At 73.3% G+C, this 21465-nt stretch carries 27 protein-coding genes and 1 pseudogene; 12 read left to right on the forward strand and 16 right to left on the reverse strand.

Translation table 11 applies throughout. The features are described from left to right. Positions 1-537: 537 nt before the first annotated feature. The 3 genes from JL106_RS14280 to JL106_RS14290 all read right to left on the reverse strand — a co-directional run bounded on the left by JL106_RS14280 (position 538) and on the right by JL106_RS14290 (position 3038). Positions 538-1134, reverse strand: a complete 597-nt coding sequence (locus tag JL106_RS14280; RefSeq protein WP_205261409.1) for a TerD family protein — start codon at positions 1132-1134, stop codon at positions 538-540. Between the two features lie 88 nt (positions 1135-1222). After that, positions 1223-1768, reverse strand: a complete 546-nt coding sequence (locus JL106_RS14285) for a hypothetical protein (RefSeq protein WP_205261410.1) — start codon at positions 1766-1768, stop codon at positions 1223-1225. 52 nt (positions 1769-1820) lie between these two features. Next, positions 1821-3038 carry a toxic anion resistance protein gene (locus tag JL106_RS14290; RefSeq protein WP_205261411.1) on the reverse strand — a complete coding sequence of 406 codons (1218 nt, stop codon included), beginning with the start codon at positions 3036-3038 and terminating at the stop codon, positions 1821-1823. A 392-nt stretch (positions 3039-3430) separates the two neighbouring features. Between JL106_RS14290 and JL106_RS14295 the strand changes: the two genes are divergently transcribed. Further along, positions 3431-4027: a GNAT family N-acetyltransferase gene (locus JL106_RS14295; protein WP_205261412.1), complete on the forward strand. Its 597-nt coding sequence runs from the start codon at positions 3431-3433 to the stop codon at positions 4025-4027. A 12-nt stretch (positions 4028-4039) separates the two neighbouring features. Here the strand turns inward: JL106_RS14295 and JL106_RS22140 are convergent, their stop codons facing one another. Then, entirely contained in the window at positions 4040-4540 is a 501-nt protein-coding gene (locus JL106_RS22140; protein WP_205261413.1) for an NADPH-dependent FMN reductase, read from the reverse strand. A 283-nt stretch (positions 4541-4823) separates the two neighbouring features. On the opposite strand from JL106_RS22140, the gene JL106_RS14305 reads away from it, so the two are divergent. Together JL106_RS14305 and JL106_RS14310 are read left to right on the forward strand one after the other, a co-directional pair. After that, positions 4824-5057, forward strand: a complete 234-nt coding sequence (locus JL106_RS14305; RefSeq protein WP_205261414.1) for a hypothetical protein — start codon at positions 4824-4826, stop codon at positions 5055-5057. Positions 5058-5210: 153 nt separating this feature from the next. Next, positions 5211-6068 (forward strand): DUF4097 family beta strand repeat-containing protein, encoded by an 858-nt coding sequence (locus tag JL106_RS14310; RefSeq protein ID WP_236007696.1) that lies wholly within the window; start codon positions 5211-5213, stop codon positions 6066-6068. Here JL106_RS14310 and JL106_RS14315 read toward each other — a convergent pair. Next, a complete protein-coding gene (locus JL106_RS14315; RefSeq protein ID WP_205261416.1) occupies positions 6046-6522 on the reverse strand; it encodes an NUDIX domain-containing protein in 477 nt (158 codons plus the stop codon). The genes JL106_RS14310 and JL106_RS14315 overlap by 23 nt on opposite strands. 15 nt (positions 6523-6537) lie before the next feature. Further along, on the reverse strand, positions 6538-6945 hold the full coding sequence (locus JL106_RS14320; RefSeq protein ID WP_205261417.1) for a Fur family transcriptional regulator: 408 nt from the start codon (positions 6943-6945) through the stop codon (positions 6538-6540). A gap of 201 nt (positions 6946-7146) precedes the next feature. Between JL106_RS14320 and JL106_RS14325 the strand changes: the two genes are divergently transcribed. Then, complete coding sequence (locus JL106_RS14325; protein WP_205261418.1) at positions 7147-7824, forward strand: DUF2020 domain-containing protein; 678 nt, start codon at positions 7147-7149, stop codon at positions 7822-7824. A gap of 12 nt (positions 7825-7836) precedes the next feature. On the opposite strand, the gene JL106_RS14330 is transcribed toward JL106_RS14325, so the two are convergent. The 4 genes and pseudogenes from JL106_RS14330 to crgA form a co-directional block, all read right to left on the reverse strand. Further along, a complete protein-coding gene (locus JL106_RS14330) occupies positions 7837-8562 on the reverse strand; it encodes a rhomboid family intramembrane serine protease (protein WP_205261420.1) in 726 nt (241 codons plus the stop codon). 246 nt (positions 8563-8808) lie between these two features. Continuing rightward, positions 8809-9333 carry a peptidylprolyl isomerase gene (locus JL106_RS22575; protein WP_407940173.1) on the reverse strand — a complete coding sequence of 175 codons (525 nt, stop codon included), beginning with the start codon at positions 9331-9333 and terminating at the stop codon, positions 8809-8811. Positions 9334-9414: 81 nt separating this feature from the next. After that, positions 9415-9894, reverse strand: a pseudogene (locus tag JL106_RS22580) (PH domain-containing protein); the annotation flags it as partial. Between the two features lie 504 nt (positions 9895-10398). After that, entirely contained in the window at positions 10399-10686 is a 288-nt protein-coding gene (gene crgA, locus JL106_RS14340) for a cell division protein CrgA (protein WP_205261422.1), read from the reverse strand. A gap of 413 nt (positions 10687-11099) precedes the next feature. Here crgA and JL106_RS14345 point away from each other — a divergent pair, with 413 nt between their 5' ends. From JL106_RS14345 to JL106_RS14365, 5 genes are all read left to right on the forward strand, one after another. Next, complete coding sequence (locus JL106_RS14345; RefSeq protein WP_205261532.1) at positions 11100-11852, forward strand: DUF881 domain-containing protein; 753 nt, start codon at positions 11100-11102, stop codon at positions 11850-11852. A gap of 76 nt (positions 11853-11928) precedes the next feature. After that, positions 11929-12825: a class E sortase gene (locus JL106_RS14350; protein ID WP_205261423.1), complete on the forward strand. Its 897-nt coding sequence runs from the start codon at positions 11929-11931 to the stop codon at positions 12823-12825. 3 nt (positions 12826-12828) lie between these two features. Further along, a complete protein-coding gene (locus tag JL106_RS14355; protein ID WP_205261424.1) occupies positions 12829-12990 on the forward strand; it encodes a hypothetical protein in 162 nt (53 codons plus the stop codon). Between the two features lie 50 nt (positions 12991-13040). Next, positions 13041-13697, forward strand: a complete 657-nt coding sequence (locus JL106_RS14360; protein WP_328842425.1) for an aminodeoxychorismate/anthranilate synthase component II — start codon at positions 13041-13043, stop codon at positions 13695-13697. A 330-nt stretch (positions 13698-14027) separates the two neighbouring features. Next, the gene (locus JL106_RS14365; RefSeq protein ID WP_205261426.1) at positions 14028-14417 is read left to right on the forward strand and encodes an acyl-CoA/acyl-ACP dehydrogenase; all 390 of its coding nucleotides are present in this window, start codon (positions 14028-14030) and stop codon (positions 14415-14417) included. 6 nt (positions 14418-14423) lie between these two features. Here the strand turns inward: JL106_RS14365 and JL106_RS14370 are convergent, their stop codons facing one another. Both JL106_RS14370 and JL106_RS14375 read right to left on the reverse strand, forming a co-directional pair. Beyond that, on the reverse strand, positions 14424-14918 hold the full coding sequence (locus tag JL106_RS14370) for a DUF2306 domain-containing protein (RefSeq protein ID WP_205261427.1): 495 nt from the start codon (positions 14916-14918) through the stop codon (positions 14424-14426). 42 nt (positions 14919-14960) lie between these two features. Then, entirely contained in the window at positions 14961-15140 is a 180-nt protein-coding gene (locus tag JL106_RS14375) for a hypothetical protein (RefSeq protein ID WP_205261428.1), read from the reverse strand. A gap of 12 nt (positions 15141-15152) precedes the next feature. Here JL106_RS14375 and JL106_RS14380 point away from each other — a divergent pair, with 12 nt between their 5' ends. Both JL106_RS14380 and JL106_RS14385 read left to right on the forward strand, forming a co-directional pair. Beyond that, positions 15153-15458 (forward strand): hypothetical protein, encoded by a 306-nt coding sequence (locus JL106_RS14380; protein ID WP_205261429.1) that lies wholly within the window; start codon positions 15153-15155, stop codon positions 15456-15458. Between the two features lie 60 nt (positions 15459-15518). Next, positions 15519-16319 (forward strand): esterase/lipase family protein, encoded by an 801-nt coding sequence (locus tag JL106_RS14385; protein ID WP_205261430.1) that lies wholly within the window; start codon positions 15519-15521, stop codon positions 16317-16319. 54 nt (positions 16320-16373) lie between these two features. On the opposite strand, the gene JL106_RS14390 is transcribed toward JL106_RS14385, so the two are convergent. From JL106_RS14390 to JL106_RS14400, 3 genes are read right to left on the reverse strand one after another with little or no spacing between them, the layout of a single operon-like run. Beyond that, positions 16374-17183 carry an ABC transporter permease gene (locus tag JL106_RS14390; protein WP_205261431.1) on the reverse strand — a complete coding sequence of 270 codons (810 nt, stop codon included), beginning with the start codon at positions 17181-17183 and terminating at the stop codon, positions 16374-16376. After that, positions 17180-18124, reverse strand: coding sequence for an ABC transporter ATP-binding protein (locus tag JL106_RS14395; RefSeq protein ID WP_205261432.1), 945 nt, complete (start codon positions 18122-18124; stop codon positions 17180-17182). Before JL106_RS14395 ends, JL106_RS14390 begins: the two co-directional genes overlap by 4 nt. Next, on the reverse strand, positions 18121-19239 hold the full coding sequence (locus tag JL106_RS14400) for a LolA-like protein (RefSeq protein ID WP_205261433.1): 1119 nt from the start codon (positions 19237-19239) through the stop codon (positions 18121-18123). Before JL106_RS14400 ends, JL106_RS14395 begins: the two co-directional genes overlap by 4 nt. A 297-nt stretch (positions 19240-19536) precedes the next feature. Here JL106_RS14400 and JL106_RS14405 point away from each other — a divergent pair, with 297 nt between their 5' ends. Next, on the forward strand, positions 19537-19749 hold the full coding sequence (locus tag JL106_RS14405) for a calcium-binding protein (RefSeq protein WP_236007705.1): 213 nt from the start codon (positions 19537-19539) through the stop codon (positions 19747-19749). Positions 19750-19833: 84 nt separating this feature from the next. On the opposite strand, the gene JL106_RS14410 is transcribed toward JL106_RS14405, so the two are convergent. Then, positions 19834-21420 carry a S1C family serine protease gene (locus JL106_RS14410; RefSeq protein ID WP_205261435.1) on the reverse strand — a complete coding sequence of 529 codons (1587 nt, stop codon included), beginning with the start codon at positions 21418-21420 and terminating at the stop codon, positions 19834-19836. Between the last annotated feature and the right edge of the window lie 45 nt (positions 21421-21465).

Below are 21465 nucleotides of genomic sequence, written 5' to 3' on the forward strand. Positions count from 1 at the left end.
GGGGGGGGGGGGGGGGGGGGGGCGGGCGGGGGGGGGGGGGGGCCGCGGGGGGGGGGGGGGGGGGGGGCGGGGGGGGGGGGGCCGGGGGGGGGGGGGCCCGACGGCGTCGGCCCCGGACCGAAGAGGTCGAGCGCGTCGCCACCGGACGCGGCCGGCGCCGGTGCGGATGTCGCCGGTCGCGCGGGGCGGTCGGGTGCGGTCGGACGCGTCTGGGCCGGCGGCGCGGACGCGGCCGGCGCCGGCCGGGCCGGTCGCGCGGCGGCGGGCAGGGTGCTGCCGCCCAGCGGGCGGCCGCCGGTCGGCTGACGTGGCGCGGACGTCGGGACGCCGGCCGGGGCGGTCGGCGTGGGGGCGCCCGGGGTGACGGCCCGATCGGGTCGGTGCGGGTGCTTCGCCCGGCCGGCGACGAACGCGGCCACGGCCGGGTTGGCCCGGGCGGTGCGGCGGTGCCGCAGGAAGGTGAGGTCGGGACGCGGCGGGGCCAGATCCGGACGGGACGGGTCGATCACGGCGCGCCGACCGGACCGCGGGTGACGATCACAGCGGCACCCCGTAGTCGGCGGCGATGCCGGCGACGCCGTTCTCGTAGCCCTGGCCGATCACCTTGAACTTCCAGCCGCTGCTGTGCCGGTACAGCTCGCCCAGGCAGATGGCCGTCTCGGTGCGCAGTTGCTCGGCCAGGTTCTCCGACCGGACCAGCTCGGCGTCGCCGGCCAGGTCGAGCACCCGGATCCGGCAGTCCCGCAGCTGCCCGAGCGTGCGCCGCGCGCCGGGGCCGTCGTTGACGTAGAGCACGACCACGATCCGTTCGATCTCCCGCGGCACCGCGGCCAGGTCGACCTCGATCTGCTCACTGTCGGCACCGCCGGCGCCGTCGCTTCCCGCGGCCGACCCGGTCGCCGCGGCCCGCTGCTGCACGGACTGCTCCGGCGAGGCGAGCTGGTTGAAGAAGACGAACCAGTCCTCGGACGGCACCCGGGCGTTCCGGTCGCACAGCAGGGTGGCGGCGACCAGGTTGTCGCTCAGCACGTGTTCCGCGCCGGCGTTCCACCGCACGCCGAGGACCACGCCCGTCAGGGACGGGATCTCCTGGGTGAGCGCCACGTTGGCGCCGCGTCGCATGGGTGGGGCCACGGGGTCAGGGCTCCTCGCCGGTCGCAGTCACAGGTCAGGTCGCGGTCAATTCGCAGTGCAGATGGTGCGGGTGGATCGTGGTGCGGGGTCACAGGTCCAGTTCGGAGCCGGCGAACTTGCTGCGCAGGAAGTGCCCCTGCGCCTCGAGGGCGTTGGCGTCGTTGCGCTGGACGGCCTCCAGCACTTCCCCGGCCGCGCCGAGCAGGAACTCGAGCTGTTGCTGCAGGGCCTGCGCCGCCGTGCCGCCGGTCGGGCGCGGGGCGGCACGGGTGGCCGGGTCGAGCGCCAGGAAGCTGCGCAGGGTGGTGGGCAGGTAGTCACGCAGGATGCCGTTCAGCGAGACGCGGGCGTGGATGTCCAGCTCGCGATGCCCGCACTGCGCTCCGGGAACCCCGGCTGCCACGGGGATCTCGGCCTCGGACAGGACGGAGTCGATGACGTCGGTGACCCGGCGGGCGGTCACTGACGCACCCGCCGGCAGTTGCCCGGCGGCGGCGTTCACCGACCGGTTGACCACGGTCAGCTGGGCCGCCAGCGCGGCCGGGCTGTCCGGTTCGGCGGCCCGGGCGGCCGGCGTCTCCTCCTCGGCCGCCCGGTCCTCCGCGCGGCGCCCGAACAGCCAGTCCATCACCATGGCCGGACCGCCCGTCCGTCGCTGCGCCGATCAGCCATCGGACGACACCCCGTCAGGAGCTCTGGATCTCGCCGCGCCGGGTGCGCTCCAGGTACGGCTGGGCGCGCTGGATCTGCCCCTCGAGGGCCGAGACCGTCTGTGCCATCGAGGTGACTGCCTGGGCGCGGAACGTGTCGACGGCATCCATGGTCTGGAAGACGTTGTCGAACGCCTGCTGCAGCTTCTCCACCGCGACGGTGCTGCTGGCCGCCTGCTCGTGGATCTGCTGGCCCTGGATCTTGAGCTGTTCGCTGGTCCGGGCGATCAGGTCGCCGGTGGCCGCGTTCAGGCCGGTGATCTGGTCGAGCACCAGCTTCTGCCGGGACAGCGCCTGGGACACGATGACCGCCGTGCGGAGCGCGGCGATCGTGGTCGTCTGGGCCCGGTCGACGCCGCGCATCAGCTCGACGTTGTTCTTGCGGATGAGGTCGAGCGCCATGTAGCCCTGCACGGCCACGGCCATCTGGGTCATGATGTCCTGCCGCCGCTGCCGGATCGGGAACAGCGCGTCCGAACGCAGCGAGTTCGCGTCCTCGGTCTTCCCGGTGGTCTCCAGCCGCTGGATCTCCACCTCGACGGCGGTGTCCAGCGCCTCGGCCAGCTCGTTGTACTCGCCGAGCTTGCCCATCAGGGCCCACATGTTCTGCTTCTCGACCTCGATGGCCGCGTTGTCCTTGCCCAGCTCGTCCTTGCCGGAGGCCAGCGCGCGGACGATGGCGTCCAGGTGCGACTGCGCCGACTGGTACTTGGCGAAGTAGCGGTCGACCTTGTCGCCACCCGGGATCCACTTCAGCAGCTTCTTGACGCCGGTCAGGTCGGCCCGGTTCGGGTCCAGCTCGGTGATGGTGACGCGCAGGTCGGACAGCGTCCCGGCCACCTTGGTCTGCACGTCCTTGCCGCCCTTGCCCAGGGCGGCGGCCGGACGCTCCAGCATCCGGTTCGAGACGTTGGCCGACTCGCGCATCTCCCGGTCGCCCAGGGTGGTGAGCGACTCGACCTTGCGGGTGAACTCGGGCGACCGGACGTCCATCGACGCGAGTTCGCGGGCGAACGCCTGGGCGCGCTGCTGCAGCTCCAGCGCCCGGCCCTCTGCGACGGGGACGGCCCCGGCGGCCTGCGCCGGTTCGACCACCTGCACCGGGGCCGGCGGGGCCAGCACCAGGCCTCCGCCGGAGGCGGCGTTGCCACCGGACGGCGGCGTCGGGCTGGAACCGAGATCCAGATCGGTCATGCGGGTCGACTCCTTCGGGGCTGCGGCGCCGGACGAGCACACTCCTCGTGCGGGACGGTCGGACCGGTCCATCGCCGGAACGGACGGACCCGGCCGATCAACGGCCGGACGTGTCCGTCCGTTCCGGTGCGTCCGCGTCCATCGTAGAGAGGCCATCGAGACGAAGGTCGACGGCGGCCGACGGTTCCGCCGGAGCCCCCCGTCGGGTGATGGGCGGAGGTCGGTGATCGTCGTGCGTCAGTTCGACCACGACGGTCCAGACCTGGCGCCAGTCGTCCGAGTGGGGGTGGTGCCCGGCCTCCGGGCCCCGTGAGCAGCATTCCGCCGCCCTCGGCCCCGGACACGCCGATCACGCCGCGTCCACCGGCCCGGACGGTGGAACGATCGACGACGTGCCCGACGCCCAGCCGCCCGCCGTCCCCTCGTCCGAACTCCCGGCGCCGGTGGTCCGACCGGCCACCGTGGCCGACGCGGAGCGGCTCAGCGAGATCCATCGCCCGTACGTGCTCGAGACGACGATCACCTTCGACGAGCAGCCGTGGCCGCCGTCGCACTGGGCCGGCCGGATCGAGGCCATCACGGCCGACGGCTGGCCGTTCCTGGTCGTCGAGGACGGCCCGGTCGGTGGCGTCGGCGGGGACCGGCGGGTGGTCGGCTTCGCGTACGTCTCGGCGTTCCGGCCCAAGGCCGCGTACCGGCACACCGTCGAGGACACCATCTACCTGGACGGGGCGAGCACGGGTCGTGGGCTGGGCCGGTTGCTGCTGGACGCGTTGCTGGAGCAGGCCGCCGCGGCGGGCGCCCGGCAGGTCATCGCGGTGATCTCCGACCCCGGCGCCGAGTCGTCCATCCGGCTGCACCGGCGGGCCGGTTTCGTCGACGCAGGACGACTGCGGGCCGTCGGCCGCAAGTTGGGCCGCTGGGTGGACACGGTGAACCTGCAGCGCTCGCTGGACGGCCCGGCGGGCTCAGGATCGGTCGCCGGGTGAGCGGCCGCCGGGTCAGGCCTCGAGGGCCATCAGCGCCTGGGCCACCGGCTTCCACCGGCTGGCGTAGGCCGCCAGCTCCGGCCCGTCGGCGTAGGTGGCGTCCAGCAGGTACAGCCCGGGCAGCGCGCAGGTGCCGCCGAGCTCGGACAGCACGGGCTTGAGGGTCAGCTCCGGGGCCATGGCGTGCGCCGGGCCGGCGCCCAGCATGAGCGGCACGGTGACCACCCCGGCCAGACCGGTGCCGCCGGCGAACTGGTCCAGGAACAGCTTGAGCAGGCCGGTGTAGCTGGCCTTGTAGGTGGGGCTGGAGAAGACGACGAGCGACGACTCCTGCACGGTCTTCACCGCCGCGGCGACGTTGTCGTCGCCCCAGCCCAGCAGGCCGGCGCCGAACTCGACCAGATCGATCTGGTGGTCCGGGGCGCTGCCGGTCAGCTGCTCGGCCAGCATCACGCCGGCGGTGAGGGTGCGGGAGGCCGGCTTCGGGTTGCCGGTGACGACGGTGACGGTCACGAGGGGCTCCAACGACTGGGTCGACCCCGGCGCAGGGGCCGGGATACGGACGGACAGCGGACGGACACGGCGCCGCCCGGACGGGACCTGCTCACCCCGCTCGGGTCGGCCGGGGCCTGTCCTACCACCCGCACATTGCCCCGCTCGTAACACGGGGGGTCGCACCGTCGTGACCCCGCGGACGTCCGGCCGGCGGGCTCGGGCGGCGGCCCTGAGGTGCCATGACGGCAGCTGGGACGATACGGTCGGGACCCGGTCACCGGTGAGAAGGAGCTTCCCTGACATGTGGACCACCACGTTCGTGATGGCCGCCAGCGTGGCGGTCGTCGCCCTGTTCGTCCTGCCCGGCCGCATCCCGGCCCGCAAGACGGCTCACCACGGTGGCCATGACGATCACGAGGCGCTGTACCAATCCGACGCGGGCGCGTGGGTCGCGGCGGTCATCGTGGCGGTCGTGCTCGGCATCCTCGGCTCCGCGCTGTTCGCCGTGCTGGCCTCGGCCGGCGGCGGCGGCTGATCCTGGCGCCGACACCCGGTGCCGGCGGGTGTCGGGCCGTGCCGCCTCGGTCCGGTCGCGCAGGGTGACGGTCGGGCGGAGCTGGCTCGGCCGTCACACACGACGGTGGACTATCACGGACGGTGATCGACTGACTACCGTTCGACCGTGACGATGACTCAGGAGGCACCCGCGGGTCCCGCGGGACGTCCGGTCGGCACCGGTCGAGACGATGCCCCGGGATCCACCCCGAAGCCGAAGCTGCCGCTGCTGCCCATCGCGCTCGGCGCGGGTGCCGCCGGAGCGCTGACCGTGGCGTTGCTCGCCGGTCTGGTGCTGTCGATCGTGCCGGCCTGGCACTCGTCCACGTCGGCCGTCGCCGCGGTGCTCTCGGGCAACGAGCTGCGCATCTCCGCGGACCGGGCGGACGTCGTGCTGGTCCCCGCCTCTGCCGAGAACGAGTCGGCCGACACGGCCGTCGCTCAGCTGCGCGGGCGGTACTCGGTGCACCAGCCGACGGTGACCGCCTCCTACGACGGCGAGGTCACCGACTTCACGGTGAACTGCCCCAGCCAGCAGCAGTGCGAGGGCACCGTCACCGTCGCCGTGCCGTCCGGTGTGCAGGTGTCGGTGGCCACCACGGCCGGAGCCATCACTGCCCAGGGCATGCCCAACGAACTGCAGCTGGGCAGCCAGCTCGGCGCCATCACGGTGACCGCTCCCGCGGAGGCGCTCATCGCCTCCACCACCTCGGGCAACGTGGTCATCACCGACGCCGCGTCCGACGCCGTGGCCGTGCAGACCGCGAGCGGGACGGTGACCGCATCCTTCGTCGAGGAGCCCAGCCTGCTCGGGGTCACGACCTACAGCGGCACCGTCGACCTGGCCCTGGCCGGCGGCCCCTACGCCGTCGACACCACCGGTGTCCGCGCGCCACTGGACATCACCGTGGCCACCACCGAGAGCGCGGCTGCGTCGCGGGTCGTCGTGGTCAGCACCACCGGCGCGGTCACGCTGCGCGCAGCCGGCTGACCAGACGCTCCAGCAGCTCCTGCTGCGCCGTCACCACCTTGGCCGCCGCCGTCGGCACCCCGAACCAGGCGACCCGGTCCAGTTCCGGGAACTGCAGCACCCGTCCCGACCGTGGCGGCCAGACCATCTCGAAGGTGTTGCTGCGCAGCGTGTCCGGGTCGAAGTCACCGGCCAGCGCGAAGGCGGTCACCACCTTCCCGCCCGACTGCCGCACCTGACCCAGCTCGATCGGCTCACCGTCCGGTGGCGGGCTGCCCAGTTCCTCGGCGAACTCGCGCCGCGCCGTGTCCAGCAGCGACTCGCCGGGCAGGGGTTCGCCCTTGGGGATCGTCCAGGCCCGCTCGTCACGCTTGGCCCACAGCGGCCCGCCCATGTGGCCCAGCAGCACTTCCGGGCCGTCCGGGCCGGACCGGAACAGCAGGATGCCGGCGCTCGCAGGCCTGGCCGGGGACACGTCCGGATGCCGCGGTCAGGACGCCCGGGACCGGGCGCAGTCCTGGCACAGCCCGAACAATTCGACCTGGTGGTCGAGCTCGACGAACCCGTACTGCTCGGCCACCGACTTGGCCCACCGCTCCACGCCCGGTGCCTTGACCTCCTCGGTCCGGCCGCAGGACCGGCAGACCAGGTGGTGGTGGTGCGACGGCTGGGCGCACTGCCGGTACAGCACCTCTCCCGACTCCTTGCGGACGGTGTCGAGTTCGCCGGTGCCGGCCAGGTCCTGCAGGGTCCGGTAGACGGTGGCCAGCCCGATGCCGGAGCCGGTGTTGCGCAGCGCGCTGTGCAGGTCCTGCGCCGTGACGAACTCGCCGGTCTCCTCGAGCATCGCCACGATCGCCGCGCGTTGGGCGGTGTTCCGGCGCTGCGTGGTGACCATGGGCAGGCATGCTCCCGTACGGCGGTGCGGACGCTCGGCCCGCGGCTGAGGACGGCTCGGCCGAGCCGGCACTCGAGCGTACCGCCCGGCCGATCGAGCACACCGAGGCTCCACCTGCGCCCCGTTACCGTGGCGGTCGCTCGGCGGGAGCGTCTCCTGCCGGCAGCACGTCCGTCAGCACGTCAGGAAGGAACCGCCTCCATGACCGGTGCCTCGGCACCCCGGCGCTCCCGCGTCGCCCGGCGCCGATCGGTCTGGCTGGGTCTGCTCACCGCCGGTGCCCTGGCCGGGCTCGCGGCGTGCAGCGGCGAACCCACGATGTCGGCCCTGCCGACGGAGACCGCCACGACCACCGATGCGAGCAGTACCGCCCCGGCGTCCACCACCACGACCACATCGACGACGACGCCGCCGCCGCTCACCGTCACCAGCACGGCGCCGGGCACGATCGTCACCGCCGGCCCACCGGCCGCCACCGTGACACCACCCGCCGTGCCGGGGACGTGCCCGTACCTGTCGGACGAGCAGGCCGCGGACATCAACGGGCAGAAGACCGGGCAGACCAGCATCATCGCGGTGTCCCCGCACCCGACGTGCGTCTTCACCCGGTCCGACGGCGGCTGGTTGGCCACCGTGCAGATCATCGCGGCGGACACCGAGCAGTCGGCGGTGGCCGCGGTCGACCAGCACGTGCCCATCGAGCAGTCCGACCCGGCCGACCAGCCGGCCGGCTGGTCCGGCGGCTCCATGGTCACCGACACCAAGTCGGTCTACGCGGTGTCCAAGGGCACGGTCGCCATCGTGGCCGAGTCCAACCAGCTGCAGTCCATCAAGGGCCGGCAGATGGTGATCGCCACGGTGGCCGCGCTCGGGCTGTGACCGGCCAGCCGGTCAGGTCGCGCAGCGCACCAGGTAGGTGGCGGTCGGGGTGGGCTCGATCGAGCAGTACTGGTGCGGCAGCGACACCGCCCGCACGGCCATGACGGCGATGAGGACCACGCCGATCCCGATGCTGCCGAGCAGCTGCCAGCGCTTCCGCTGCTCCCGAGGCGGGTAGACCATCACCGCGCCGATCGCCGCACCGACCACCAGGCCGCCGAGATGCGCCTGCCAGGAGATGTTCGAGACCTGGAAGGTGATGATCAGGTTGATCACCACGATGGCGATGAGCTGCCGGGCGTCGTAGCGCAGCCGCCGGACCGTCACCAGCAGGGCGCCCATCAGCCCGAAGATGGCCCCGGAGGCGCCGGCCGTCGGGACGAGCGGATCCGAGAACAGCATCACCGCGGCGGAGCCGCCGAGCAGGCTGAGCCCGTAGACGACGCCGAAGCGGACCCGGCCGAGGATGCGCTCGAGCGGCAGGCCCAGGAAGTACAGCGAGAACATGTTGACCGCGATGTGCCAGAGGCCGACGTGCAGGAACCCGGAGGTCAGCACCCGCCACCACTCGCCGGTCGAAGCCAGCTCCGGCAGCAGCGCCCCCTGCAGGTACAGCGACGACTGGGTCACCGTCATCACCGCCCGGGCCTGCAGGGCCGTCACCACGAAGAACGCCAGGTTCACCGCGATGAGCGCGTAGGTGACGACCGGCTGCTCGCCCAGTCGTGCCCCGGACACGGTCCGTGGGCTCCGGGTCGCGGCGGCCTGCTGCCGGACGCACTCGCGGCACTGGAAGCCGACGCTGGCCGGGGTCAGGCACTCCGGACAGGCGGGCCGTCCGCACCGGGTGCAGGACAGGGCCGTGGCCCGGTCGGGGTGCCAGGTGCAGACGGCCGGGCCCGACCGGGGATCAGGGGTGCTCAGGACGGTCCTCCGTGATCAGCCGGTCGGTACCCGGTGGTGCTGCCGTGTGGGAACGACGGATCAGTCGACGGTCTCGATGCTGATCGAGTTGATCACCACGTCCTCGGCCGGCTTGTCGAACCGGTCGGTCGCGGTGGAGCCGATGGCGTCGACGACGTCGCGGGACGACTGGTCGGCCACCTCACCGAAGATGGTGTGCTTGCGGTTGAGGTGCGGGGTCTTGCCGGTGGTGATGAAGAACTGCGAGCCGTTGGTGCCCGGGCCGGCGTTGGCCATGGCCAGCAGGTACGGCTTGTTGAAGACGAGCTCCGGGTGGAACTCGTCGGCGAAGGTGTAGCCCGGGCCGCCGCGGCCGGTGCCGGTCGGGTCGCCGCCCTGGATCATGAAGCCGTCGATGACGCGGTGGAAGATCGCGCCGTCGTAGAAGGGGCCCTCGGCGTTGCCGGCGGCGTTCTTGGTCGTGTAGTTGGCGGTGCCGTTCGCCAGTCCCACGAAGTTGGCCACCGTCTTCGGGGCGTGGTTCGGGAACAGCTCGATCCGGATGTCGCCACGGTTGGTGTGCAGGGTCGCAAACTGGGTGCTCACGGGGCCATCCTGCCATCGGCCACCGACTGCTCCGGGTCGGCCCGGTGCCCGGGGGACCGCCCGGCGGCTCCGCAGCTCGCGCAGCGCGTCCGCGACCTGCTCCGGCGGTCGGCCCAGATCGATCCGCCCGAACACGTACAGCTCGTCCGGCGTGGCGTGGCGGCCGCTCCGGTCGTCCGGCTCCTCGGGCAGGTCGACCTCCAGTTCCAGCACGGTGGTGGCGATGCCCAGCCGCCGCCGCGTCGGGGTGGCCAGGGAACGGACGGCGGCCCACGGCACCGGGACCGGTCCGGCCATGGTGCCGATCACCACGCCGTCGGTGTCGGCGGTCAGTCGGCGGCGCACCCGGAGCGCCGCCGACGCGACCGCCAGGGCCACCAGCGCTACCAGACCCGCGAACACCCGGTCCTGGGGATCGGCGAGCAGCGCGGCGAGCGCTCCACCGGCGACGGCGACCGCACCGCCGGCGGCGGCCAGCGCGGGGGACGGACCACAGCGCAGCGGGCCGCTCGCCCTGGTCGGCGGGTCGTCGTCCGCCGGCGACAACGAGGTCTCGGCCATGCGCGTCGACGTCCTTCCTGGACGGCCCGTCCACCGGCGGGCCGGTTGTCCACAGGGTCTGTCCACAGTGGGGATGAACTACAGCAGTGTCGTTCCCGCTCGACCGGGCGGTCGTCGCAGGTCAGTGTCCCGTGTCCGGGTGCATCCCCACTGGGGACGGATGTCGGGACCGGGCCGGGACGTGACGGGGACGGATCCGCGGGAACGCCGCCGCCCGCCGGCCCCATCCACACCGATCATCCCCAGGGCCCCGGATCTGTGGATGTCCGGCGTGGCCACGGTCGAGGGATGCACCGTCATGGGGACGGATTGTGGACAACCCGGGGACAGCGCCAGGTCCGGTGTGACGTCACTCCGACAGATGTGGACAGCCGACGATCCGGCCCACGACCGTGACCGGCCGGGTGCCGAGCCATCCCAGAGCCACCCCAAGACGACGAACGCCACCGACCCGGAGCGGGTCGGCGGCGTCGGTCGGAGCAGGGGGCGGAGAGCCCGCAGGAGTCAGCGCCAGCCCATCGTCATGAGCAGGCCGGCGATCATCAGGACGAACCCGATCGCGAAGTTCCAGTTGCCCAGCGAGTCCATGAAGGCGATGTTCGAGCCCCATAGGTAGAACACGACGAGCCAGAGCAGGCCGAGCACCATGAGCCCGAGCATCACGGACAGGTAGACCGGTCCCGACGGCGCGGCGACCTTGGTGCGGGCCGAGGTGGCCGCGGTCTCGTTCGCCTGCGAAGCGGCCTGCGCGGACGCCGTCGCGACCTTCTTCCGCACCTTGCTCTTGGGCACGTCCGTTCCTTCCACTGCGCATCAGCTGGACCGGCTGCGCCGGTGCCGTCGTCCGGAGTGAGCGGATCGGTCCCGGGGCGCCGGGCACCCCGACGCTCATCGCCGGGCCGGTCCGCTCGTTGACCGGGACCGTACATCGACCTGGCTAGCGTACGTGCCGACGCGGTTGACCAGGCGGCTGACCAGCGGCTCTGCCATCTCGCGGGGGGCGCGCGGTGCGCGACGGTCGAGTTGGGCGCGGGGGCGCCTGGCTCAGTGCGGCAGCATCGCGGTGGGATCAGGGGGACGAGGACCGTTGCGCGGGGACACACTGGGGACGGGGGCGCGCCCCACCGGGCGCGACCGCGCGTCGGGTCCGGTGTCCGGTCGCCCAACCCGTCCGCCGTCCGATCAGTCCGGAGAGGATCACCGCCCTGAGCCAGCGCCAGCAGTCCGGCCCGCGGCGGGTCGGCGGTCGTGCCTGGCAGGCCGCCGCCGTCCTGGTCTGCCTGGTCGCCGGTCTGCTGCTGGGCACGGCCCGGTCCTGGTCGTCGGGGCACGAGACGCGCACCCGATCGGTGGACCTGTCGGTGCTGGTCACCGAGGGCGAGCAGCGGGTGCAGCAGGCCGAGCGGACGGCGGCGGGACTGCGGTCCCAGGTCGAGGAGGCCGCCTCGGCGGACCTGTCCCCGCAGGTCGACTCGGTGCTCACCGAGGTGCAGGACGCGGGGCCGCAGGCGGGGCTGACGCCGGTGACCGGGCCGGGACTGCGGGTCTCGCTCACCGACGCCCCGCGGGACTCCGACGGCAACTATCCGGCCGGGGTGAACCCGGACGACCTGGTCGTGCACCAGCAGGACGTGCAGGCGGTGGTCAACGGCCTGTGGGCGGGCGGCGCCGAGGCCATGATGATCATGGATCAGCGGGTCGTCACCACCTCGGCGGTGCGCTGCATCGGCAACGTCCTGCTGCTGCAGGGCCGGACCTACTCGCCGCCGTTCGTGGTGACCGCCATCGGCGACCCCGACCGGATGCGCACGGCGGTCCGCGACCAGCCCGGGGTGCAGTTGTTCCAGCGCTACGTCGACCGCTACGACCTCGGCTTCGAGATCACCGACCTCCAGGCCGCGGAGCTGCCCGGGTACGACGGCTCGATCCGGCTGACCAGTGCCGACGTGCCGCGATGACCCGGACGTCGTCCCGCGCCCCGATGACCCCGCCCGACCCGGACGCCCGGCGTCCGTCCCGCAGGAGGACCACGGCATGACCGTCGACCAGCTGCCGCCCGCCCCGGCCGGGTCACCCCCGCCCGCGCGGCCGGGCGCCGGCCGCACTCTGATCCGTGGCCTCGGCCAGCTGCTCATCACGGCCGGCGTGGTGGTGCTGCTGTTCGTCGTCTACGAGATCTGGGTGACCGATCTGTTCGGCGCGCAGAAGCAGGCGGCGGCCACCGAGGAGGTCGACGAGGCGTGGGCCGCGGCCGCCCAGACGCAGGCGCCGCAGACCGACACCGTGGTGGTCACCGACCCGGCCCAGCTGGTCACCGACCCGCGGGAGCGGACCCCCACCTACCAGACGTTGACCGGGCAGGGCTTCGCCAAGATCTCCATCCCGGCGTTCGGTGCCGACTACCAGTTCACGATCGTCGAGGGCACCAGTGACGACGACCTGTACGTCGGCCCCGGGCACTACCCGGAGTCGCAGATGCCGGGCGAGCAGGGCAACTTCGCCGTCGCCGGCCACCGAGTGTCCAAGGGGTCGCCGTTCAACGACCTGGGTCTGCTCAACTCGTGCGACTCGGTGATCATCGAGACGCAGGACGACTGGTTCGTCTACCGGGTGCTGCCGATGCCCGAGGAGATCCCGACCTGGTCGTCGACCGCGCCGACCCGACCGCTGTGCGCCGACGTGTCGGTGCTGCCCAGCCCGTACGAGCAGACGGTCGGCCGGGAGATCACCCTGCCGTCGGACTACGCCCAGATCCTTCCGGTGCCGGGCATCTCGGACGCCACCGTCCCGGCCGACGCGCAGCGGCTGATCACCCTGACCACCTGCCACCCGCAGTTCTCCGCGGCCGAGCGGATGATCGTGCACGGGGTGCTGACCAAGAGTTACGCCAAGGCTCCGGGCTTCCTGCCGCCGGAGATGGGGGAGGCCTGAGCCGTGTACGTGTGGATCTGGCGGCACCTGCCGGGACCGTCCGCGGTCAAGGCCGTGCAGTGCCTCGTGCTGTTCCTGGCCGTGGTGGCCCTGCTGTTCTTCGTGGTGTTCCCGTGGGCCGAGCCCTGGATGCCGTTCAACTCGGTCAGCGTCGACGCTGGTTGATGCCGGCCGAGCCTGGACCGGGGTGCGCGCCGGTCTGGGATGCTGGTGCGGTGAGCGTGCGGCAGACCCGGGTCCTCGTCGTGGACAACTACGACTCGTTCGTGTTCAACCTGGTCCAGTACTTGGAGCAGTTGGGTGCGCACTGCGTGGTGCGGCGCAACGACCAGGTGACCACCGATGAGGTGTCCGACCTGGACGTGGACGGCATCCTGCTGTCCCCGGGGCCGGGTACGCCGGCCGAGGCCGGCGTGACCAAGGACATGATCGGCTGGGCGGCCGGGCGGACGCCGGTCCTCGGGGTGTGCCTGGGCCACCAGGCCATCGCCGAGGTCTACGGCGGCGTCGTCGACCGCGCCGAGGAGCTGCTGCACGGCCGAACCTCCCAGGTCCACCACGGTGGGGACGGCGTGCTGGCCGGACTGCCCGACCCGTTCACCGCCACCCGGTACCACTCGCTGGCCGTGGTGGACGGCACCGTGCCGACCGAGCTCGAGGTCACCGCGCGCACCGACGGCGGCGTGATCATGGGGTTGCGGCACCGCGAGTTCGACGTCGAGGGCGTGCAGTTCCACCCGGAGTCGGTGCTCACCCAGGGCGGTCACCGCCTGCTGGCCACCTGGCTGGCCCGGTGCGGCGACGCCGAGGCGGCGGCCCGGGTCGACGGCCTGGAGGCCGACGTCGAACGGCTCCGGCTCTCCGCCGTCTGATCGGACCGCGCTGACCGTCCCGCTCGAGCCGATCAGCCCACCGGCTCCAGGCCCAACCCGCGGCGCACCCACGGCGCCACCGGGCTGAACCGCCAGGCGTCGGGCAGCTGCTGCACGGCCTCGCGCCGCCCGCTGACCGTGAGTCGGCCGGCCTGCCGGGCCCGCGGCCAGTTCGTTGAACCGCGTGGACCCGCGCCACGACCTGGTCGTCGAGGACGTGTTCGTGCCGGCGGCCGCGGTGGTCGGCACCCGCCCGTACGGGAAGCTGGCCGGTCCGGTGCAGGTGGCGGTGATCAACTTCTCGCTCATCGTCGGGCGACGGACCTGGGCGTGGCGCGGGGAGCCGCTGATCGGGGCACCGACGCGCCGACCGGCCGGGCCGGCGACCGGATCGCCGCGGTCCGGACGGTCGGCGACATGCAGGCGCGGTACCGGTCGGCCCGCCGGGGCCCTGCTCGGTGCGGCCGAGGAGATCGGAAGGACCCGGGCGCCGACGACGCCACCATGGCCACGGTCGCCATCGCCAAGCGCACGGCAGTGCTGCAGGCCCGCACGATCGTCGACCTGGCCCTGGAACTGGCCGATGGACGGTCGTCTGTCCGCTCGCCGCTGGAGCGGGCCCACCGGGACGTGCGGGGCGGCCCGTTCCATCCGCTCACCCCGGAGGCCACCCTCGACCTGCCCGGGTCGATGCGGCTCGAGGAGGTCCGCACGTCCTGAGTCCGGTCAGTCGGCCGGGCCCTTGACGCGGTCGGCCCGGTACCGGGCCAGCGCCGCACCCACCACCGCGCCAGCGACGGCCACGATCCCGACCGCGATGAGCGACATGAGCAGCGGGCGCGCCTCGAACCAGCTGGGGACCCGCCGGGTGTGCACCGCGACCACCCCGATGAAGGCACCGACCAGTCCGAACCAGGTGCCGACCATGAAGCCGCGGTGGGCGGCGATGTTGCCCCGGCGGGCCTGCACGATCGACACCGTCACGCTGATCAGCGTCCAGGTGGCCAGGGCGCGCAGGAACAGGTCGATCCCGCCGCCGTACCCGCCGAAGAAGAAGGACCCGGCGGCCACGTACAGCATCAGCCCGGCCCAGATCCGGCCGACCAGCACGTGCACCGGATCACCCTTGACCCGACGCAGGATCTGGAACGGCCCCAGCAGCAGCGCGACGCTCGCCGCCACGGCGTGGCTGGCGATGAGCACGGTCCACGGCTCCAGCACTCACCGAGCGTAAGCGTTCAAGATCCTTCCGTCACGGCTCGGTCAGCCGCGGACCACCACCTCCGCCACCGCCGAAGGCCGGGGCGGTCCCGGCGTCATCAGCTCGGCCGCCAGGTGGCCGAACGCCAGCACGAGCAGCACCGCCAGCAGCACGGCGAGCAGAAGGGCCGCGACGACCTCGTCCGGGGTGAGCAGACCGCGTCCGAAGGCGTCCCGCAGCACCAGGACGGTGGCGTGCCGTTCGGCGTCCGCCGGCAGGCCGTGCAGCGGGTGGCCAACGACCTGACCCGCGACGGCCTGACCGAGTGGGTGACCAACCCGGGCCACCGGTCGACGCCGCTGCTGGCCCTGACTCCGGACGGGACGCCGGTGCTGGCCGCCATCACCGCTCGCGCCCGGGTGGCCAACCAGGCACCGGCCGAGTACGTGACCGCGGACGAGATCACCACCCTGCGCCGGGGGCTCGCTGGCATCGTGACCTCCGCGCGGGCCGTCGATCCCGATCCGGTCGGCCACCCATTCGGGGCGGATGGCGACTGAGAGGAGTGATTGATCGCGACGATCGGGTGTCGCTGCGTCCGCATGGGGGACAGTGGACGCGTGCTGTCCTCTCTCGCGCCTGCACGCCGTCGCCTCGTCCTGGTGCTCATCGCGGTGGTCGCCGTGGTCGCGGTGGCCCTGGCCGTCCTGCTCCCGCGGTGGCTGAGCGACCCGCGCCGCCCCGTCGACCAGGCCGTGCTCGGGCCGGTCCTGGTCGTGCACGGCTACGGCGGGACGCCCGAGACGATGCAGACCCTGGTCGACGCGATCGAGGCGTCCGGTCGGGACGCCGAGGCGGTGTGGCTGCCGGACAACAACGAGGGCGACCTGACCGTCGCGGCGCAAGTCCTGGGCGAGGCCGCGCACGAAGCCATGCAGCGCACGAGCGCCAGCAGCGTCGACCTCGTCGGCTACTCGGCCGGCGGCATCGTCTCGAGGGTCTGGGCGGCGTCCGACGACGGCGCCAACAAGGTCCGCCGGGTGCTCACCCTGGGGTCGCCGCACCACGGCACCACGCTCGCCGACACCGGTGCATCCATCACCGAGTGCACCGTCGCCTGCGAGCAGATGACCACCGGCAGCGACCTGCTGCGCCGACTGAACGCCGACGACGAGACCCCGGTGGGCCCGACCTGGGTGTCGATCTGGTCCGAGCAGGACGAGACGGTCACCCCGCCGGAGACCTCCCGGCTGGACGGCGCGCTGAACATCCCGGTGCAGTCCGTCTGCCCCGAGGCCGAGGTCAGCCACAACCAGCTGCCCAACCTGCCACTGATGCTGAACATGGTCGTCGCCGAGCTCGGCGCCGGTGATCCGGTGCCGCTCACCGAGTCCGACTGCATGGGGCTGGTCGGAAGCTGATCCGGATGGTCGGTGCCGGCTCTCCGCTCGTGCCTCGCTCCGACGACTCCTCCGTCAGCTGGTCACGTCCTTGGTGGTGAAGTTGGCCCACGCCACGCCGAGCAGGACGACCACGTACACGCCCTGCAGGGCCAGCCCGCGGACGATGTCCCGCCACAGGATCGGGTCGCGGAAGAAGTCGACGAACGCGAGCCAGTAGCGGGTGGGCAGGTACGGCGCGATGGGCGAGGCTGCGTCCAGGGTGAACAGCAGCGACGAGGCGACCAGCACGGCCAACGCGCCGAGCGCGGCGGCCAGCGGCGAGTCGGTGAAGGTGGAGAAGCACAGCGCGAACGCGGCCACGCCGCACATCGACACCGTCACGTAGCCGACCGCGTACCCGGTGCGCACCAGCAGCTCCTGCACCGTCAGCGTGGTGCCGGAGACCGAGGTGCCGGCTGCCGGTTCCGCCTCGAACAGCGTCACGCCCACCAGGTAGCCGACCACTGCCACGACCACCACGGTGACCAGCACGAAGACCAGGACAGCGAGCAGCTTGGCCACCAGCAGCCGGGTGCGGCCGACCGGACGGGCGATGAGGTAGCGCAACGTGCCCGCCTGCGCCTCGCCGGCCACCGAGTCGCCGGCGATCACCGCCACCGCGATCGGCAGGAACAGGGGCAGCACGATGGCCAGGGCGGCCAGCGGGAACAGCGCCCCGTTGGTCAGCACCGCGGACAGGAACGCCGGCCCCTGCCCGGGCCGTGGGGCCAGATCGGTGAGGACCAGCAGCACCGCGACGATGATCGGCAGCAGGTTCAGCACTGCGATGGTCACCCAGGTACGGGGACGGCGGAACAGCTTGCGCAGCTCGACGACGATCACCGCGGTGCCCCCTGACCGGGACGCTCCACCCGGTCCGCGCTGGTGCTCGCCGCGGCCAGCACCACCTCCTCCAACGTGGGCCGGTGCACCGCCAGTCCGGTGACCGGCACGCCCGCGGCGACCAGCCGGGCGTTCACCTCGGCCGGATCGGCGGCGGTCACCAGCAGCCGGTGACCGTCCTCGGTGAGCACCCGGCCGTCCAGTACCGCCCGGGCCGCGGCCGGGTCCGGGGTGGTGACGACGGTCGCGCCGGTCGGCGCGGTGAGCACGGCCAGCTCCTCCTGGAGCACCAGCCGACCGCGGTCCAGCACGCCGACCCGGGTGGCCATCTGCTCGATCTCGGCCAGCAGGTGACTGGACAGGAACACCGTGGTGCCGACGCGGTGCAGCTCCAGCAGCAGGTCCCGGATCTCCGCGATGCCCTGCGGATCCAGGCCGTTCGTCGGCTCGTCCAGGACCAGCAGCTCGGGCCGGCGCAGCAGGGCGCCGGCCAGACCGAGCCGTTGCCGCATGCCGAGCGAGTAGGCCCGTACCGGCCGCCGGTCGACGCCGCCCAGGCCGACCTGCTCCAGCACGTCGCCGATCCGCCGGCGCCGGGTGCGTCGGGTCCCGCCCGGACCGGAGGCGTCCAGCAGCGACAGATTCTCCCGGCCGGACAGATGCCCGGCGAACGCCGGTCCCTCGATGAGCGCACCGACCCGGGGCAGCACCTCGCGGCCGCCGCGCGGCATCCGCCGACCCAGCACCTCCACCTCACCCTGCGTGGGCAGCACCAGGCCGAGCAGCATCCGCACGGTCGTCGTCTTGCCCGACCCGTTGGCCCCGAGGAACCCGTAGACGTCGCCGGAGCGCACGTCCAGGTCGATGCCGTCGACGGCGCGGGTGCGGCCGTACCGCTTGACCAGTCCGCGGGTGGTGATCACCGCGTCGCGTTCCGTCATCGCTGACTTCCCAGCCCGGGCAGGGCCAGCGCCGCCTGCGCCAGCGTCTCCGGCGTGACGGTGCCGGTGAGCAGGTAGGCGTTCCGCGGGGCGCCGGTGAGCAGGATGCCGATCGGGCCGGCGGTCAGCCGGCTGCCCAGCTGGTCGTGCACCGCAGCAGGATCGGCGTCCGCGGCTCGGCGCAGTTCGGCGGCGGCCCGGCCCGGCAGCGGGATGACGGCCAGCAGGGTCACGCCCCGGCCGTACAGCCCGATCGACGGCGGGGCCCCGGTGACATCGCGCCGCGGCAACCCGGCGAGGGTGTCGGGGAAGGCCACGTCGGGCAGCCGGTCGGCGACGTCCCGCAGCAGGCCCAGCGGGTCGTCGCTGCGGATGTCGGCGCTGGGCGGTGGTCGGAACGCGATCACGGCGGGATCGGGCGCGGTCGGATCGACCTCCAACAAGCGGGTGTCCAGGGCGGGCACGGTGCCCGTGCTCTGGTCGAACACCTGCACCTGCAGCGGCAACCACCCCGTCTCGGCGTCCACCCAGACGTCGACGCGGGCGACCGACGCGCCAGGGTCGGCGGGCACCAGACGCAGTCCGAGCGCGGCGCGACCGGCCACCCGGGCGGAGCCGATGCGGGACAGCTCGCCGTCGTCCGCCTCGGACAGCAGCCGGCGGGTGAGGGTGGACGGCAGCAGATCGGTTGCCGCCGGCAGCGCGAAGCCCGTGATCCCGGCGGCCGGGGTCCACCCGGCCCGGTCGCTCTGGTAGTCCCAGGTCCAGCGGCCGGCCGCGGTCCGGCGCAGGTCGGTCTCGCCGGTGGCGGTGACCACGTCGATCCGGTGGTCCTCGGGGCCGCGCCACCACACCCGCATCCGGGTCCGGTCGCTGAACAGGTCGGCGATCGTGCCGAGTTGATCGGTCTCGGGCAGGGCCAGGCCACCGGAGGACTCGGCGATCCCGGACCAGCCCTGGTCGGCGCCGGCCAGCACGGCGGTGCGCAGATCGGCGGCCGATCGGCCGTCGTCGCCGGCGGGCCAGAGGCGCAGCACCAGCGGCAGGGCGAGCAGCATCACCACCCCCGCGGCGACGAGGGTCCAGCGCCGTCCGGCACCGTGTCCCCGGGCCACCCGATCAACGGTACGGACGATCCGGCCCGGCCCGGTCGCCATGGCCCGTTCACGGGCACAGCGGGCTGCGTTCATGCCGGGTTTCTGGCGTCGGCGGTCTCGTGTCCGAAGGCCGGAGCCGCCCCCTGATCGTCCCCGCGCTCCGGCGAGCCGACCAGGAGGACCCGTCGTTGTCCGTCCCGCCCCCTGCCTCGCCCTCTGCCTCGATCCGACCCCCGCCCTGCGCATCGACACCCGGCCGCGGCCGGCGCTGGCCGGGTGGCGCCGGGCGGGGCGCCACCACCGCCCGCCGTGGCGATGGCCGGGTCCGGCGACGACACCGTGTGGGGCGAGGCCGGCAACGACCTGCTGCTCGGTGGTCTCGGGGCCGACACCCTGTACGGCGGCGCCTGGAACGACCTGCTGTCCGGAGAGGCCGGTGCCGACCGGCTGATCGGAGGGACCGGGTTCGACCTGCTCGTGCCGGGTGCCGGTCGCGGCACCCAGCAGCAGGAGGGCCCGGACGCCTGATCCGGCCCAGCCCTCGGGCCTCCGGCCCCGGACTGGTTGGCCGGGGGCCGGAGGCCCGAGTCGTTCGTGCCGATCCGGCGACGATCAGCTGGTGGAGGAGCCCAGCTGGACGTCGACCGTCTCGGTCTCGCCCTTGCGCAGGTAGGTCACGGTGACCGTGGAGCCCGGATCCGCGGACCGGACGGCGGCGATGAGGCCGTCGGCCGACTCGACCAGCTGGTCGTCGAGCTTGGTGACGACGTCGCCGGCCTGCAGGCCGGCCGCCTCGGCCCCGCCGCCCGCGGTGACCTGCGCGATGGTGGCGCCGGCCTCACCCTCGGACGTCACCGACGCGTCCTGCACTGAGGCGCCGAGCACGGCGTGGGTGGCCTGGCCGGTCTCGATGATCTCCTGGGCGATCCGCTTGGCCTGGTCGATCGGGATGGCGAAGCCCACGCCGATGTTGCCGGCCTCGCCCGAGCTCGCGGTCGAGGCGATGGCCGAGTTGATCCCGATGACGGCCCCGTTCATGTCGACCAGCGCGCCGCCGGAGTTGCCCGGGTTGATGGCGGCGTCGGTCTGGATCGCGTTCATCACCGTGTCCTGCGAGGTGGTCGTGCTCTGCCCGCGGTCGAACGGCGACTGCTGCTCCTGCTGGGCGGAGCCGGTGCGCACCGGCCGGTCCAGCGCGGAGACGATGCCGGAGGTGACGGTCGCCGACAGGCCCAGCGGCGAGCCGATGGCCACGACCTCCTGGCCCACCTGCAGGTCGTCCGAGCTGCCCAGGGTGGCCGCGGTCAGACCGGACACGTTCACGGCCTTGATGACGGCGAGGTCGTCGGTCGGGTCGGTGCCGATGACGGTGGCGTCGGCCGTGGTGCCGTCGTTGAACCGCACCTGCAGTTGGGTGGCCCCGTTGATGACGTGGTTGTTGGTCAGGATGAGCCCGTCGCTGGACAGGATCACGCCGGAACCCTCGCCCTGGCTGGTGGCCGACCCGGCCAGCACGGAGACCACCGACGGCAGCACGGTCTCGGCGACCTGCTGGACGGAGCCCTCCGGCGCGGAGGTGTCCGACACGGTCGCCGACGACGACGCGCGGGTGAGCGAGTTGTCGACGACGCCGGCGTTGCTGTCGGCCAGGTTGCTGCCGATCAGCCCGCCGCCGAACCCGGCCACCAAGGCCAGCACGCCGGCCGCGGCCACGGTGGTCATGGTGCGGCGTCGGGCGGGCCGCTCGGCGATGGCGACCGAGGCGCCGCCCTGCGGTCCGACGGGACCTCCGCCCACGCCACCGGGGGAACCTGGCGTGCCGTACCCGGTCGAGGACCCGGACCAGGTGCCGTACCCACCCCCGGAGGTGCCGTACGAGCCGGTCGGTGCGTACTGCGACCAGCCGGCCGGGCCGGGGAACTGCTGGGTGCCGGACGAGCGCTGTCCGCGTGCGGCGGGATGAGTCCCGGTCCACACCGGGTCGGACAGTGCGCCGCTCGGGCGGGGCTGCCACCAGCCATGGTCGTCCGGCTGGTGCTGCGGGTTCGGGGTGGCGGGCTGGTGCGGCGAGGCGGCGGACCAGTCGGCATCGGCGGACACGGACGGAGTGGGCTCCGGCGTGGACGACGACGCACCGGCCGCGGCGGAGGCACCGAACTGCGAGGGCGTGTCCTGGCTCATGACCACCAGGTTCGTCACGCTGCGTGTGGAAACGCCGAGAGTTCCGTGGTCCTGGGTTCAGAG

Source organism: Nakamurella leprariae (genome assembly GCF_016918035.1).
GTDB classification, from domain to species: domain Bacteria; phylum Actinomycetota; class Actinomycetes; order Mycobacteriales; family Nakamurellaceae; genus Nakamurella; species Nakamurella leprariae.